This window comes from Algibacter sp. R77976 (assembly GCF_044594645.1).
Taxonomy (GTDB): Bacteria; Bacteroidota; Bacteroidia; order Flavobacteriales; family Flavobacteriaceae; genus Algibacter_B.
In genome coordinates, this window is sequence record NZ_CP138989.1 from 3,208,305 (window position 1) to 3,224,344 (window position 16,040).

The 16,040-nt window shown below is 32.5% G+C and carries 17 protein-coding genes; 7 read left to right on the top strand and 10 right to left on the bottom strand.

What is annotated here, in order from left to right; genetic code table 11:
- Positions 1-19 precede the first annotated feature (19 nt).
- A complete protein-coding gene (locus SJY43_RS13640; protein ID WP_396601300.1) occupies positions 20-925 on the bottom strand; it encodes a hypothetical protein in 906 nt (301 codons plus the stop codon).
- Between the two features lie 63 nt (positions 926-988).
- Entirely contained in the window at positions 989-1,594 is a 606-nt protein-coding gene (locus tag SJY43_RS13645; RefSeq protein ID WP_396601301.1) for a pyridoxamine 5'-phosphate oxidase family protein, read from the bottom strand.
- A gap of 65 nt (positions 1,595-1,659) precedes the next feature.
- Between SJY43_RS13645 and SJY43_RS13650 the strand changes: the two genes are divergently transcribed.
- A complete protein-coding gene (locus SJY43_RS13650) occupies positions 1,660-2,025 on the top strand; it encodes a hypothetical protein (RefSeq protein WP_396601302.1) in 366 nt (121 codons plus the stop codon).
- On the opposite strand, the gene SJY43_RS13655 is transcribed toward SJY43_RS13650, so the two are convergent.
- A complete protein-coding gene (locus tag SJY43_RS13655; RefSeq protein ID WP_396601303.1) occupies positions 2,018-2,965 on the bottom strand; it encodes an NAD(P)H-dependent flavin oxidoreductase in 948 nt (315 codons plus the stop codon). The genes SJY43_RS13650 and SJY43_RS13655 overlap by 8 nt on opposite strands.
- Before the next feature lie 174 nt (positions 2,966-3,139).
- On the opposite strand from SJY43_RS13655, the gene SJY43_RS13660 reads away from it, so the two are divergent.
- Complete coding sequence (locus SJY43_RS13660; RefSeq protein ID WP_396601304.1) at positions 3,140-3,643, top strand: nicotinate-nucleotide adenylyltransferase; 504 nt, start codon at positions 3,140-3,142, stop codon at positions 3,641-3,643.
- Here SJY43_RS13660 and SJY43_RS13665 read toward each other — a convergent pair.
- Together SJY43_RS13665 and dnaK are read right to left on the bottom strand one after the other, a co-directional pair.
- The gene (locus SJY43_RS13665; RefSeq protein WP_396601305.1) at positions 3,640-4,869 is read right to left on the bottom strand and encodes a class I SAM-dependent rRNA methyltransferase; all 1,230 of its coding nucleotides are present in this window, start codon (positions 4,867-4,869) and stop codon (positions 3,640-3,642) included. The genes SJY43_RS13660 and SJY43_RS13665 overlap by 4 nt on opposite strands.
- Positions 4,870-5,131: 262 nt before the next feature.
- The gene (gene dnaK / locus SJY43_RS13670; protein ID WP_396601306.1) at positions 5,132-7,036 is read right to left on the bottom strand and encodes a molecular chaperone DnaK; all 1,905 of its coding nucleotides are present in this window, start codon (positions 7,034-7,036) and stop codon (positions 5,132-5,134) included.
- A 441-nt stretch (positions 7,037-7,477) separates the two neighbouring features.
- On the opposite strand from dnaK, the gene SJY43_RS13675 reads away from it, so the two are divergent.
- From SJY43_RS13675 to SJY43_RS13690, 4 genes are all read left to right on the top strand, one after another.
- On the top strand, positions 7,478-7,978 hold the full coding sequence (locus tag SJY43_RS13675; RefSeq protein ID WP_396601307.1) for a hypothetical protein: 501 nt from the start codon (positions 7,478-7,480) through the stop codon (positions 7,976-7,978).
- A gap of 94 nt (positions 7,979-8,072) precedes the next feature.
- Positions 8,073-8,891, top strand: a complete 819-nt coding sequence (panB, locus tag SJY43_RS13680; RefSeq protein WP_396601308.1) for a 3-methyl-2-oxobutanoate hydroxymethyltransferase — start codon at positions 8,073-8,075, stop codon at positions 8,889-8,891.
- 222 nt (positions 8,892-9,113) lie between these two features.
- Entirely contained in the window at positions 9,114-9,818 is a 705-nt protein-coding gene (locus SJY43_RS13685) for an RluA family pseudouridine synthase (RefSeq protein WP_396601309.1), read from the top strand.
- 34 nt (positions 9,819-9,852) lie between these two features.
- Complete coding sequence (locus SJY43_RS13690) at positions 9,853-11,223, top strand: aldehyde dehydrogenase (protein WP_396603417.1); 1,371 nt, start codon at positions 9,853-9,855, stop codon at positions 11,221-11,223.
- Between the two features lie 108 nt (positions 11,224-11,331).
- Here the strand turns inward: SJY43_RS13690 and SJY43_RS13695 are convergent, their stop codons facing one another.
- From SJY43_RS13695 to SJY43_RS13715, 5 genes are all read right to left on the bottom strand, one after another.
- Positions 11,332-12,132: a sensor histidine kinase gene (locus SJY43_RS13695; RefSeq protein WP_396601310.1), complete on the bottom strand. Its 801-nt coding sequence runs from the start codon at positions 12,130-12,132 to the stop codon at positions 11,332-11,334.
- Positions 12,108-12,815, bottom strand: a complete 708-nt coding sequence (locus tag SJY43_RS13700; RefSeq protein WP_396601311.1) for a hypothetical protein — start codon at positions 12,813-12,815, stop codon at positions 12,108-12,110. Before SJY43_RS13700 ends, SJY43_RS13695 begins: the two co-directional genes overlap by 25 nt.
- Positions 12,816-12,820: 5 nt before the next feature.
- Positions 12,821-13,339, bottom strand: a complete 519-nt coding sequence (locus SJY43_RS13705; protein WP_396601312.1) for a hypothetical protein — start codon at positions 13,337-13,339, stop codon at positions 12,821-12,823.
- A gap of 100 nt (positions 13,340-13,439) precedes the next feature.
- A complete protein-coding gene (locus tag SJY43_RS13710) occupies positions 13,440-14,066 on the bottom strand; it encodes a CPBP family intramembrane glutamic endopeptidase (protein ID WP_396601313.1) in 627 nt (208 codons plus the stop codon).
- Positions 14,067-14,525: an Lrp/AsnC family transcriptional regulator gene (locus SJY43_RS13715; RefSeq protein WP_396601314.1), complete on the bottom strand. Its 459-nt coding sequence runs from the start codon at positions 14,523-14,525 to the stop codon at positions 14,067-14,069. It abuts the gene before it with no gap.
- Between the two features lie 157 nt (positions 14,526-14,682).
- Here SJY43_RS13715 and SJY43_RS13720 point away from each other — a divergent pair, with 157 nt between their 5' ends.
- Positions 14,683-15,882: an aminotransferase class I/II-fold pyridoxal phosphate-dependent enzyme gene (locus tag SJY43_RS13720; protein WP_396601315.1), complete on the top strand. Its 1,200-nt coding sequence runs from the start codon at positions 14,683-14,685 to the stop codon at positions 15,880-15,882.
- Positions 15,883-16,040 lie beyond the last annotated feature (158 nt).

Genomic DNA, 16,040 nt, shown 5'->3' on the forward strand with positions numbered 1-16,040 from the left:
TTCATTCCATTTTGAAACTCTAATTAGAATCGCCCAAACTTAACTTGTATGCCATAACTCTGTTATGAAAAAAGGTTGGTACAAGTAAGGTTTGAGTTTCTGGAATATAATCTATATCGGCAGCCGATATGTTTTGCTCTCTGGTATCTAAAAGCTTAACGGCAGACCAATCTTTAGCATAGATATAAAAAATCTGTCCGCTCCAACCCGTTGTTATGAAATCTCCATTATCTAAACGTACAATCCCGTCAGCCTTACCAATGTCTTTTGTAAGCATTTTAAAACTAGGAGCTTCATGGTTTACCAAACCGAAAACAGATTCGGCAAAATCGGCATAATAAACACCTTCTTTTTGCCATAATAACCCGTTGAGTCTTTTCCCTTCTGGGTTTGAAGCAAAAACGGTTAAGCGTCCATTTTCTAATTTATGAATCTTGTTAGAGTTAGATCCCGAACTGTAAACAACACCTTCTGGACTTAAGGTTATATCGTTTAATTGCGGGTTATTTTCAATAGTATAAATCTTTGATTTCTTTCTGCTTTCTATGTCTACTTCTATTAAATCATCAATATCATTGACGTATAATTTACCGTTATATAATCCCAGCCCCTTTGGTGCGTTTAAACCTTCTAACCATTTTAATTTGGTTATTTCGCCTTTGGCGTTTATTGTAGAAATGAAACCATTGTTATCTTTTTCCCATGGGCCATTATTTACATTAGCTACATAAATAGTTTGCGATGCTTTATCATACAAAACCGATTCGCAAGTCGTTAATAGTGAATCTGTTTGCCATATTAATTCTAAACTCGGTGTTTTAATAGTTTTAATAACTTCTACCTCTTTGGGTTGCGCTTTCTTTTTACCACAAGAAAAAATTAGACTTAAGCTTAAGCAGCTTAATACTATGTATTTGAAATTCATTTGGAAAGGTTTTTAGTTATTTATTATATCTACGAAATTATTGAAATTATAATACTAAACCAATTACAAATCTTTTTTATAACGCTTTATCATAGCGTCCCTAGATTCTGGAGTTTCTTTAGAACCTAATTGATCTTTAAGCATTTGCCCCATGGTTGGAAATGATTCTCTTTCAATTTGAGCTGATGCATCCCATAATTTAGAACGCATAAAGGCTTTAGCACAATGCAGAAAAGCTTCTTCGACTGAAATCACTACGCAGGCTTTAGGTAGATTTTGTTCTTCTGTAAACACCTTTAAATATTCAGTATCGGTAGATAAGTAAGCGCTTCCGTTTATACGCAAAGTTTCATCAACACCTGGGATTAAAAACAATAATCCAATACGGCCAGTTTCAACAATATTACAAATACTATCTACTCTATAATTACCCTTAGCATCAGGGATAACAAGTGTTGTTTTATCTATTACTTTAACGAATCCAGGAACGCCGCCTCGTGGCGAAGCATCCATTTTTCCTTTGCTACTAGAAGTAGACATGACTAAAAAAGGTGACGTTTCAATAAAATTTATGGCGTGCTTTTCTAATTGACATAGTACTTTCGCTTTTGCTCTTCCACTTGGGTGGCCATATAATTCACGAAGTTGGTCTATATTTTCTATTTTCATTAATAATTATATTATTATGACAATCAAATTTAATAATTTTAAAATCTATACTTATATTTATCAATATGTTTAATACTAAGGTTCTTGCTTTACTAATTGCTTTTACGATTACAAGTTTTTGTAGCGCCCAGTTTGTATCTAAAGATGATAGATTACATTTTGGTGCTGGGTTTATAGTTTCAGGAGGCACTTACACCTATGTTTATTCAAAAACAAAAAATAAGAAAAAGGCTTTTTGGTACAGCATTGCTGCTGCCTCTATAGTAGGGCTTTCTAAAGAGTTTTATGACGGATATATTATAGATGGCAGATTTGATAGTGGTGAGATGGTTGCAACCTCTTTTGGTGGTTTAGTAGCAAGTACAACACTTAACATATTTATTGGCAAAAATAAAAACAAAACCCTTAAAAACATAGCTATGGTTAATTAACTAACTTATTTACAATAGCTCTTGTTGGTAGAATTTTAGTAGTGTGTTCTATACTTGGCCCAGCAACCCAAACCGTTTTATAGGTCGCTTTTGTTGCTGCGTTTTTTGTCGCATTCATACCTATTGAAAAGCGAATCATTTTTACCCACTTTTTAAGTTTCTTATTCTTGTTTAAAACAGATTCTAACCAAGTCTGTTTCGTACCTATTTTTTTAACATAATCGGTATTGATTACCGTACATGGTGTTCCTGAAATACGCTCGGTCATAACAATATCTTTAGCGCCATAATCGACACAAGCTTGCTTATACTCATTTGTAACACCAGCCTCGATTGAAGCTATAAATGGACTTCCAACCGAAACACCTTCTGCTCCGTAGCTCAACATCTCATCAATATCGGCCTTACACCCGACACCTCCAGCTGAAATTACCGGAATACTACAATTTGCACTTAATTCTTTTATTAATACCTCCGGCGATAAGTTGCCTCGATGTCCACCAGCTTCATTATTTACCGCAATAATAGCATCGGCGCCTAAGCCTTCTACTTTTTTAGCAAAGCGTAAATCGGTTACATCACAAAATACTTTTATACCGGCTTTATGCGCTTGATTAATAGTTTCTTCTGGACTGCCTAAAGAGGTGATTATAAAATCGCAACCTTCTTCACAAATCACTTCTAACTGCCCTTTATATTTTACGTTAGATTTGTTTACGATAAGATTAAACCCAAAAGCACCGCCTTCTGGCTTAACAGCTTTTAATTCTCTTAAAGCCATTCGTAATTCATCTAAAGTCCTATAATTTAAAGCCGGAATACACCCAGAAATACCGCCAAGCATCGCTTCTTTAACCATGGCAACATTGGATACCAAAAACATGGGTGCTTGAATTATTGGATATTTAATATTTAAAAGTTGAGTAAGTTTGGTTACCATGATAATTTTTTTTCAAATATAGTAAAATATTATGCATGCATAATACCTAGTAATCAATTAGTTATAGTTTTTGACAACAAAAATTTAGTTAAATAACTGGTTTTATGACTTTTATCATTTTTTTACTATGCATGCATAGTTAATTTTGAGCTTTAAATAATAATATCCTATGTCATGAAAAAATTAGTCCTTGGTTTATTTATTTTTGGATTAACCATCCAAGTCAATGCTCAAACAGTTGAACTTTCAGAAACTATTATATCAATAAATTCAGAATATATGCATTCTATTGATTCTGAAAATACATGCACATATGTTAAAAAATTAGAACAAGCACTTTTAGAATATAACCCTTCTAACTTGTCTGATTTATATGATTCTAAAAATGATATTTATAATGTTACTTTTCAAATTCCTGAAGGACGCATAGTTGCATCTTTTAATAAAGACGGTAAAATTGTGAAAACTCACGAAAAATATAATAACATAAGATTACCTGAAGCTGTAATTGCTTCTATCTCTGAAAAATACCCAAAAAGTAACATTATTGAAGATGTTTATGTTATTAAATTTCATTGTGATGAAGACGCTCGAGAACAAGTTTACAAAGTGACATTAAAAAATGATGGCGAGAACATAATAACAGTTAGAACCAATAATAAAGGTGAGTTTATCTAATCTTTAAAACGGTAATAGCCACATTTTAAATACGCGCCTTCGGGAAAGCCAATTGGATGATCTGTGTCATGTTCTGTCTTTAAAACGACATTAAACCGTCTGTTTGACGACGCTAATGTTTGACTATTAATATCTAGAAATTGCTGAGCCAAAACTCTGGAAGAACATGACGCTAAAACTAATAAGCCGTTTTTAGCGGTTAGCTTTGCACCTAAGTCTGCTAATTGCGCATATTTCTTTTTTGCTAGTTCAATTTCCGAGGCTTGTTTTGCGAAACTTGGTGGGTCGATAACGACTACATCAAAGGTTACTCTATTTTTTATGAGTTGTTTTAATTCCGCGAAAGCGTCGCCAGCAATGGTTTTATGATTACCTGCGTAATTATTTAGTTTACCGTTTTCAATAGCAATTTCTAAAGCTTGTTTACTTATATCTAAACTTGTTACTTCTTTGGCGCCGTTAGCTAGAGCATGTACTGAGAATCCGCCAGCATAACTAAACACATCTAAAACCGTTTTACTTTTACTCCACTCACCTACTTGCTTTCTATTGGCACGATGGTCTAAAAAATAACCTGTTTTGTGGCCTTTAATAACGTTTGCCGAAAAGTTAACACCGTGTTCTACAAATTCTACAACTTCGTTTTCTAAGGTTCCAAAAACGACTTCACCATTTTCAAGTTTATGTGCTTTTGATTGTTCTAAACTTCTGCTTAACCTAACAACTACGGTTTCTGCCCCTGAAGTTTCCTGTAAACTTGGAATAATCGTTTCTAAATAAGGCAACCAGATTTCAGAATATATTTTTACTACTAATACCGAAGCATAAACATCTGCTATTAAGCCGGGAAAACCATCGTTCTCTCCAAAAAGGAGTCGATAACTATTGGTATTAGTTCTTAATAAAGGTTGTCTTTTATTATAAGCTTCTGCTATTTTATTTTGAAAAAATGCACCATTAATTTCTGCTTTCTCATGGCTGCTATGTAGCATTTTTATTCGTATTGGCGAATTGGCATCATATAAGCCAAGTCCAACAACACGGTTTTTGTTTTTACTGAAAATGATTGCTAAATCTCCTGATTTGGCATCGTCATTAATTTTGGTGATGTTATTTGAAAACACCCATGGATGCCCTTGAACAACAAACTGTTCGCCTTTTGCATTTAATTTTACTGCAAGACGCTTAGGTTGGTAATTTGACTTTATCTTATTTGAAAAGGACATTAAGTAAACTTATTTAAAAAAGAAATTGACTTTGCAAAGAAACGGTTTTATTTGTTCATTTGGTCTTGAAACACTATTTCGCTTTCTGGAATGTCTAGTAGACATTTTTAGCTAAATTAAAAATCAAAAAATCGTTGATTCTGACGCTGTCGAAACTTCAAGTTATATTAAACATTATAGTTGATTAAAAACAAAAAAACGCAACCATTTCTGATTGCGTTTTTACTTCAAGCTTCAGTCTTCCGACTTCAAGCTTTTATTACTACTTCACTTCTTCGAAGTCTACGTCTTCAACATCATTACCTTCAGCTTGTGCATCACCTGCACCAGCATCTGGTCCTGGTTGCTCACCACCTTGCGCTTCGGCTTGTGCTTTATACATTTCTTCTGAAGCTACTTTCCAAGCTTCGTTAATTTTATCTAAAGCTGGAGTTATAACTTCTAAATCTTTAGATTCATAAGCCGTTTTTAACTCAGCTAAAGCATCAACGATTGGTTGTTTTTTATCTTCCGATAATTTATCACCAAACTCTTCTAATTGCTTTTCTGTTTGGAAAATCATTCCATCTGCTTCATTTAATTTATCAGCAGTTTCTTTCGCAGCTTTATCCGCTTCAGCATTTGCTTCAGCATCAGCTTTCATTTTCTCGATTTCCTCTTCGCTTAATCCAGAAGAAGCCTCGATACGAATATCTTGTTTCTTACCAGTTGCTTTATCTTCAGCAGATACTTTAATGATACCATTGGCATCAATATCAAACGTTACTTCAATTTGTGGCGTTCCACGTCTTGCTGGTGGAATATCACTTAAATGGAAACGTCCAATTGTTTTATTATCAGCAGCCATGGCGCGTTCACCTTGTAATACGTGAATTTCTACAGATGGTTGATTATCTGCCGCTGTAGAGAATACTTGAGATTTCTTAGTAGGAATCGTTGTATTCGCTTCAATAAGCTTAGTAAATACGTTACCCATAGTTTCAATACCAAGAGATAAAGGTGTTACATCTAAAAGTAATACATCTTTAACATCTCCAGTTAAAACACCACCTTGAATACCAGCTCCTAAAGAAACAACTTCATCAGGATTTACACCTTTACTTGGTGCTTTTCCAAAGAATTTCTCTACGGCAGCTTGTACTGCAGGAATACGTGTAGAACCACCTACTAAAATAACTTCGTCAATATCAGATTTAGATAAACCAGCAGCTTTTAAAGCAGACTCACATGGCTCGATAGTACGTTTTACTAAATCGTCGATTAATTGCTCGAATTTAGAACGTGTTAATGTGCGCACTAAGTGTTTTGGTCCACTTGCAGTAGCTGTAATATAAGGTAAGTTAATTTCTGTTTGTGCAGAAGATGATAATTTAATCTTCGCTTTTTCAGCAGCTTCTTTTAAACGTTGTAAAGACATTGGGTCTTTACGTAAATCCATATTCTCATCCGCTTGAAACTCATCTGCTAACCAGTTAATAATTTTCTCATCAACATCATCACCACCTAAGTGTGTATCACCATCAGTAGACAATACTTCAAATACACCATCTCCTAATTCAAGGATAGATACATCATGTGTTCCTCCACCAAAATCAAATACAACTATTTTTTGGTCTGTACCTTTTTTGTCCATACCGTAAGCCAAAGCAGCCGCAGTAGGTTCGTTAATAATACGCTCTACTTTTAAACCAGCAATCTCACCAGCTTCTTTAGTAGCTTGACGTTGCGAATCATTAAAGTAAGCAGGCACCGTAATTACTGCTCTAGAAACATCTGTTCCTAAATAATCTTCAGCAGTTTTCTTCATTTTTTGAAGAATCATTGCCGATAATTCTTGTGGCGTATATAAACGACCATCAATATCTACTCTAGGTGTATCATTATCACCTTTTACTACTTTATATGGTACACGTTCTGCCTCTTTTTTAGACTCAGAATATTTATTACCCATAAAACGTTTAATAGAATAAACCGTTTTAGTTGGGTTTGTAACTGCTTGTCTTTTTGCAGGGTCACCAACTTTAATCTCTCCTCCTTCTACAAAGGCAATTACAGATGGTGTAGTACGTTTACCTTCCGCGTTTGGGATAACAACAGGCTCGTTACCTTCCATTACAGAAACGCAAGAGTTAGTTGTTCCTAAATCGATTCCAATAATTTTACTCATAATATTTTTTATTTATTGTGTTGAATGTTCATTTTTAATTTCAAGTTGAATAAGTCAATCTTTATGCCAACAAAAAAAATATGTCATAGTGTCATATTTATTTAAGTTAGCAGTCACAGTCGAAGTAGGCAATCTATCTTCGGTCATTGGTCTTCTGTCAATTCTTGTTTTTTTTTGGGCGCAACCGCAAAGGTCGGGCTTTACGTTGCAAGTCCTCGCACCTCCAAAGTCGGGCTGTGGGCTTTCCTCTGCAATCCCTTGCACGGGTTTAATTGCAGTATATTTTCTTAAAAGCTATTTTTTAGTTTTAATTAGCAGTCACAGTTTTTCTACTCTGTCAAACTCAAAAAACTTTATTTTTTTATCATTTTTAATACTCCCATTTTTTTGTTTTTTTAAACGCAACTTTTTTATATTGTAGCATCTTCTAAAAAAAGTATTATGAAGAAACTCATTTTAGCATTATTAATATGTACTGCATTTTCATGTGATCAAGAAGAAACCTCAGAGTACAATTCTAGTTTAGAGGAATGGAATACACTCAAAAAACAAAATAACGACTCATATACTTACACAACAAGCACGTCATCTTGGGTAGGCTATGGAACAAATACAACTTTAATTATTCAAAAAGGCACAGTAATTTCAAGAGCTTACGAAGCTTTCCAATTTGATGAATCAAATGGTAGTAAAATAATAACCGATTCTTATCTTGAAACTTCAAAAGATTTAAATACACATGAAAATGGTTTTGCTACATTAACCATGGATGAATTATACAATTCTTGTATTGAAAATTATCTTTCAGTAAATAAAAACCACAATACCATATATTTTGAAACTAATAATTTTGGTATTCTATCTAATTGTGGGTTTGTTCCTGATAATTGTGCCGATGATTGCTTTAGAGGATTCAGAATTTCTCTTTTCGAATGGTTATAGATTAGAGTTTAAGTTATTATCGTCATTCTTTTAATTTACATATTTTTTTAAAAGTTTAATTATTACTTTTACAGCATATCATAAACATTAAAAAATGTCTGTAGCAAAAAAAGAATATAAACGCATTACCGTTAAAACATTAGTAGATATGAAAGCCAATGGCGAAAAAATATCTATGTTAACCGCCTACGATTATACTATGGCAAAAATTGTAGATGGTGCTGGTATCGATGTTATTCTTGTAGGCGATTCTGCAAGTAATGTTATGGCTGGTCATGAAACTACGTTACCCATTACCTTAGATCAAATGATTTATCATGCGTCTTCTGTAATTAGAGCCATAGATAGATGTTTAGTTGTAGTAGATTTACCTTTTGGGAGCTACCAGAGTGATCCCAAAGAAGCCTTGCGTTCTGCCATTAGGATTATGAAAGAAAGTGGCGCACACTCGGTTAAAATGGAAGGCGGTAAAGAAATTAAAGAATCTATTAAACGTATTTTAAATGCTGGTATTCCTGTAATGGGACATTTAGGTTTAACACCACAATCTATTTATAAATTTGGAACTTATACTGTTCGTGCCAAAGAAGAAGAAGAAGCAGATAGGCTTATTAAAGATGCCAAAATGCTCGAAAAAGTAGGTTGTTTTGCTATTGTTTTAGAAAAAATTCCTGCTAAACTTGCTAAACAAGTAGCCGAAAGTGTTAGTATTCCAATTATTGGTATTGGTGCTGGGCCAGATGTAGACGGACAAGTTTTAGTATTACACGATATGCTTGGTATGACGCATGAGTTTAACCCACGCTTTTTACGCCGTTACCTAAGTTTATATGACGAAATGACTACAGCAATTTCACAATATGTTGATGATGTGAAATCTCAGGATTTCCCAAATGCAAGTGAGAAATATTAATATCGATTATTCGATTTTTGGGTTGCTAGATTTTTCAAAGATTACTCCAATAAATCTAAACATCATACCTGTCGTTTAATACTATAGATACTAATATATGCATCGATTTAAAGACCTGGAATTCTGGAAAAAGAGTAGATTATCAAGAAGCTTAGAATCTATCATAAAAATGACCTCAAAGTTTAAATCCACTCTAAAATAATCCAAAAATCTAGAAATCGAGTGATCCAAAAACCCAAAACTCTTTCCAATAAAGACAATCTTCAAGTTTTACACGAAGACAACCACTTAATTATTGTAAACAAACGCGCTGGCGATATTGTACAAGGTGATAAAACTGGCGACAAACCTCTTAGTGACGTAGTTAAAGACTACATTAAAGACAAATATAACAAACCAGGAAACGTTTATTTAGGAACCGTGCATAGGTTAGATAGGCCTACAACTGGTCTTGTTATTTTTGCAAAAACAAGCAAAGCCTTACCAAGGTTAAACAAACTATTTGTTTCAAAAGATATTAATAAAACCTATTGGGCGCTTGTGAAAAACGAACCTTCAAAACAAGAAGACACCCTTATTAATTGGCTAAAAAAGAATCCTAAAAACAACAAATCTAAAGCGTATATAAAAGAAGTTCCAGAAAGTAAAAAAGCCATTCTTCATTATAAAGTATTAAAAAAGCTAGATAACTATTTTCTGCTTGAAGTTAATTTAGAAACTGGCAGACACCACCAAATACGTGTGCAATTATCAAATATAGGCTGCCCAATTAAAGGCGATTTAAAATATGGTTTTGATAGAAGTAATAAAGATGCAAGCATCAGTTTACACGCTAGACACATCGAGTTTATACACCCTGTAAAAAACGAACCTATTTCAATTGATGCGCCTTTACCAAATGATGCCATTTGGAGAGCTTGTCTTTAAATTTTCATATCTTTAAAATAAAATTTTGAAATCAATTTCAGAAATAGTTCACGCTCAAAAGGCTTTCTTTAAGTCTCAGAAAACAAAAGATATAAATTACAGACTATATCTTTTAAAAATCTTAAAAGCAGAAATTCTAGCAAACGAGCAGGCCATTTTAGAAGCTCTAAATTCAGATTTTAAAAAATCACATTTTGAAGGGTATTTAAGCGAAATAGGAATTGTTCTTTCTGAAGTAAACCTTGCGATTAAAAATTTAAAAAAATGGGCTAAACCAAAACGTATAAAAGCCTCTTTATTAACATTTCCTTCAAAAGACTATATCTACAAAGAGCCTTTTGGAACTGTGCTAATTATAGCGCCTTGGAATTATCCATTTCTTTTAGCCATAGAACCTTTAATAATGGCTATTGCAGCTGGAAATACTGTAGTTTTAAAGCCAAGCGAATTAACTACCAATACATCAAAAATAATTACAAAAATAATTCAAAAGGTTTTTCCTGAAACCATAGCAACCTCGATTGAAGGTGGTGTTGAAACTTCTACAGAATTATTATCTCAAAAATGGGATTATATCTTTTTTACAGGAAGCACAACAGTTGGTAAAATTGTTGCAAAAGCCGCCGCAAACCATTTAACTCCTTTGACTTTAGAATTAGGTGGAAAATCGCCTTGTATTATTGATGATACCGTTAATTTTAATCTTGTTGCCCAAAGATTAGTTTGGGGCAAATTATTAAATGGCGGACAAACCTGTATTGCTCCAGATTATGTAATTGTAAAGTCTAATAAAAAACAAGATCTTATTACAGCTCTAAAAGCCGAGATAATTAAAAGATATGGTAATAACCCAAAAGAATCTCCAGACTTCCCGAGAATAGTTAATAAGAAGAACATTTTAAGACTTTCTAATTTACTAAAAGAATCGACTATTATTTTTGGTGGTGAAATGGATGAAAACGAATGTTACATCGCCCCTACTTTACTAGACGAACCAGATTTAGATACACCAGTTATGCAAGAAGAAATATTTGGTCCTATTTTACCAATATTAACATTTAATACTCAAAAAGATATTGATAGAATCATTTGGAATTTAGATAAACCCTTGTCTCTATATGTCTTTTCTAAAAACAAAACTTTTATAAAAGAAACTATTAATAAATTTAGCTTTGGCGGTGGGGTTGTTAATGATTTACTTATTCATTTTGGAAACCACAGACTTCCATTTGGAGGTGTTGGATCTAGTGGATTAGGGCAATACCACGGCAAGTATGGCTTTGATACCTTTTCGAATACGAAACCTATTGTAAAACGGGGCAATTGGATTGATCCTCCTGTACGCTACGCACCTTACAAAGGAAAACTGAAGTTCTTAAAAACAATGTTTAAATATTTTGGGTAAGATTCCTTATCATGTCGAAATGAGTTACAATTGAGACATCTCATAAAATGATTTGTTGGTTATTTTGATTATGCGATTTCTCTAAGCCTCGAAATGACAATAGAGCGTTTAATATAAAGGATAATCTAAGACCAATTCTACACCTTTTCCTGGTTTAGAGTTTAAATTTAAACTCGCATTAATTAACGCTGCTCTACTTTTCATATTAATTAAGCCAGATCCCTTTTCTATCTCGTTAATATCAAACCCTTTACCATCATCTGTAGCTGTTATAGTTAACTTTTCAGGTTTGTAATCGAGAGTAATACCAATGTTTTTAGCTTGAGAATATTTAACTGAATTTGATAAAAACTCTTGAAGTATTCTAAAGATTATAATTTCATGTTTTCTATCATTAAAATTGACTTTATCACCAATTATTTTGAGTTCTGCAGATGCAAACTTCATTTTTTTCATTCGATCCAATTCATTGGTAATGGATTTTTCAAAACCAATATTTAGAATAACATCATTATTTAATGTTTTTGAAAGTGCCCTAACTTCTTTTAACCCATTGCTTAAGGCTTCTGAGGTGTCTTTAAACTTTTCTTTAACATCATCTGCAACTTGCATTTTTAAAATACTTAATTGCATACTAGCAAAAGACAATAACTGCCCTACATTATCATGTAACTCCCAGCCAATATTTTTTAAGGTTTGCTCTTGAGCCTCGGTTTGTGCTTGTACAATTTCTGCTTCAAAAGCTTGCTGCTGTTTTATTCTATCTTGAAGTAGTTTGTTTTTTCGCTTTTGAAACACAACAAAAAATACAATAACTAAAGATGTAATGATGATTAATACTAATATCATATACACTAATAAATAGCGTTCTGAAGCTGTACTAGCTAATTTTTCTGCGGTCTGCACCATATTAAAGCAAAGGTAAAAGTTGAATACATAACTATATTAGCAAATAAATAAATTTGCCATTTTAAAAAAATGAAATTCCAATCTTTATTTGAATTATAAATATCATAAAACACTAAAGGGGTAATAATAAGCCACCATATAAAAATAGCAGCACTAATATAAAAGTTAATGGATTTATAAAAGGTTAATATTTTATCACTTAATAATATTTCAATGAAATAAAATATAGTGCATAAAAAAATAATTATAGCACCTAAAACACTAATTATAGGAAAAAAACGAATAAAATAATCACTCCAGTTGAAAACTACATATAAAATGGAAAAAAACAAAAAACCATAACCAGTATATTTAACTATAGCTTTTAAAAAAACATCACCTATAATTCTAAAGTAAAAAAATGCAAAAAAAACTGGAGCACCTATCTTCCAATATATGGTATATAACCAAAAGTTTTTAGCTAAAACAGAATCTTCTAAAAAACTTAAAAAGCCATTATTATAAATATGCTTAACATAATTAGATCCAATAAAATCAAAAATAGTCAGGTAAACTAAAAACCATATAAAATATTTAGCAACTGTTAGTTTATACTTTTTATAAAGTATTAAACCTGTAACAGCTGCTAAGATTTCTACACTAAAAGTAATAGTGCTATAATATTCTAATAAAAAGTCATTCATTAATACTATTGTGGATACCCTCCATTACCATTGCCTCCTTCATTTAAAGGTGGTCCAGGAATATCACCATCACTAGGTGGTAAAAATATATTTAAACTGCTTGCTTTAGATTTGTTTCTTGGTCCTGTTGGCACAATAAACATGGTGTTTCGATTCTTTTTTATTGGATCTTTAACATTACCATAGTTACCTAAATAAACACGAACTCCAGTCATGGTGTAACCTAAACTATCAGATTTTGCTTGTGCATAAGCTAAATACTCATTAACTTCCTTTAAAGACCACCATACAGAACGTGTTTTCTTTCTAGAACCCTCAATTTCAATTAAAGAATCTATTTCAGTAGGGTTATTATTTGCCCAATTTTTACTCAATATTTTTGCTTGAGCTACAGAAATAGTGTCTTTAGGTGTTTTATTTTCAGCATGCATTGTTGGCATATCGCCTACTGGTCGAGGACAAAAATAATACGTTAATACTGCTCCAATAATAAATCCAAGGATAATTGGTCCTAATTTTTTCATGTTTTAAGTTAGTTTTTGGTTAATAATAGCTGCTTAAAAATAGTAAAAAGATTTAACTACCGTAGTTTTAAGTGGTAAAAAAGCGCATTTCGTCGATAATTTATGTTGGAAATCCTAACATAGATCCCATTCCGACAGTAAACAGCCAACAGCCGTAAATGGCATGCTCTATAGATATTAAAAGTGTTGATTGTGTTTGTTTAAATGTATACGCAAATAATAAACCACCAATAAAGGTTAATATAAGTACCAATACACTACCAAAAAACAGGTGTGCTAAAGCAAATAATATTGCATTTAAAAACAAGAAAAGAGATTGGTTTTTAAACAAACTACGGTATCTCCTAAAAAAAAATGTTCTATAAAGTAATTCTTGCGGATACACAGAAAAAAAACTATAAATAAAAAGCAACATGAGCCATTTTAGGGGTTTGTTTAATAATACACTAAAAAGAGATTCACTATCGGTTACCCAAACAAATACTGTAGTTATAATAGCTATAAATATGAATTTGATACTTGTTAATTTCCAAAAGGGCTGCCATTTTATGGTTTTAGATATTTTAAATTTTAAATGCTCAACCTTTAACAATACATAAGTTACATATAGAAAGCCAAAAAGCCCGATACTTAATTTAAGCCAAGGAGAATACTCCAGCACAAAACTTATAGGAATGACTATAAATATGATAAAAAGTTCTATAATTTTATAGGTAACAGATTTCATTTAGAAACTAATAGCGTTAGTATACTTTACTTCGGTAATAACAAACATACTGTGTGTACTACCAATATGGTTTAAATTTGTTAGCTTATTTACCATAAACTCTCTGTATTCGGCCATGTTTTTAACAATAATTTTAAGTAAATAATCGTAATCGCCACTTAAATGGTAACACTCTAAAACCTCATTTATGGAAGTGACTTCTTTCTCGAAGCGTTTTACAAATTCTTGACTGTGTTGCACAAGTTTTACATGACAAAATACAACAAAATTCCTTCCCACTTTTTCTTTATCTACTACAGCAACATAACTATTTATATAGCCTTCTCTTTCTAACTTTTTAATACGCTCGTAAACCGCAGTTACAGACAAGCCTAATTTATTAGACAGTTCTTTATTGGTTTGTTTACTATCCTTTTGAAGGTGTTCTAGTAGTTTTTTGTCGGTTGAATCGAAAATCATGATTTAAAATATATCGTTAAAAGAGATTAATACCATCCTGAAATAAAATTAAAATCTAAAATAATGAATTTTTTAGATTTATTTTCTAATAAAATAAATAACTGTTGTTTTTTAAACTAACATTAATGAATATTGTATAAATACTAAAACCAATTCTATGTCTTTTAATCTAGCAAATAACATACAAGATTTACAATATTTTGGAGAGTTTGGAGGTGTTAATCCTTCAATTTCCGATTCGTCTACTTACACTTTTCTCTCTGCCAAAACCATGTTTGATACGTTTGAAGGTAATGCAGATGGGTGCTACTTATATTCTCGCCATTCTACACCATCAAACTTATATTTAGGTGAAGCATTAGCTGCTATGGAAGGCACAGAAACTGCTAATGTAACGGCCTCTGGAATGGGTGCAATAACATCTGTAATTATGCAACTATGTAATGCCGGAGATCATATAGTTTCTAGTAGAACCATTTACGGAGGCACTTATGCATTTCTTAAAAATTTTACTCCAAAATTTAATATTGAAACATCTTTTGTTAATATTACCAAACTTGATGTTGTTGAAGCTTCCATAACTAAAAACACAAAAATTATATACTGCGAAGCGGTAAGTAACCCATTATTAGAGGTTGCGGATATTAGTGGTTTAGCAAATATTGCAAAAAAACACGGCTTAAAATTAGTAGTTGATAATACGTTTTCGCCATTATCTATTTCGCCAGCAAAATTTGGTGCAGATATTGTAATACACAGTTTAACAAAATTTATAAATGGTTCTAGTGATACTGTTGGCGGTGTAGTTTGTAGCTCTCAAGATTTTATAAATGAAATGAGAAACGTAAACGACGGTGCTTCTATGCTTTTAGGAGCAACCATGGATAGTTTGAGAGCGGCTTCGATATTAAAAAACCTAAGAACCTTGCATATTAGAATGCAGCAGCACAGTAAAAATGGTTTATTTCTTGCCGAAAAATTTGAAGCCGATGGTTTAAAAACGGTTTATCCGGGATTGAAATCGCATCCTTCACATGAATTATTTAAGAGCATGATGAATAAGGATTACGGCTTTGGGGGCATGCTTACCATTGATGTTGGTTCTTTAGAAAAAGCTAACGCGCTTATGGAGCTTATGCAAAGTAAAAAACTAGGTTATTTAGCGGTTAGTCTCGGGTTTTATAAAACGTTGTTTAGCGCGCCTGGAAGTTCTACTTCTTCAGAAATCCCAGAAAATGAGCAAAAGGAAATGGGCTTAAGTAATGGTTTAATTCGTTTCTCTATTGGTTTGGATGCTGATATTGAGCGCAGTTATACGGTTATGCGAGAATGTATGGTTGAATTAGGTATTTTTTAGCATTTAAGTAATATTGAAATTTGGAACTTTTTTTGTCTCTCAAATCTGCCTGCTGGCAGGCAGGGACACTAAGTCACGATGTATCGTGGAAAAAACGGATTTTTGTTTGGTTATGGTTTAAGCGGATGGGTGCGCAAGGGATAGTAGTGGAAAGCCCA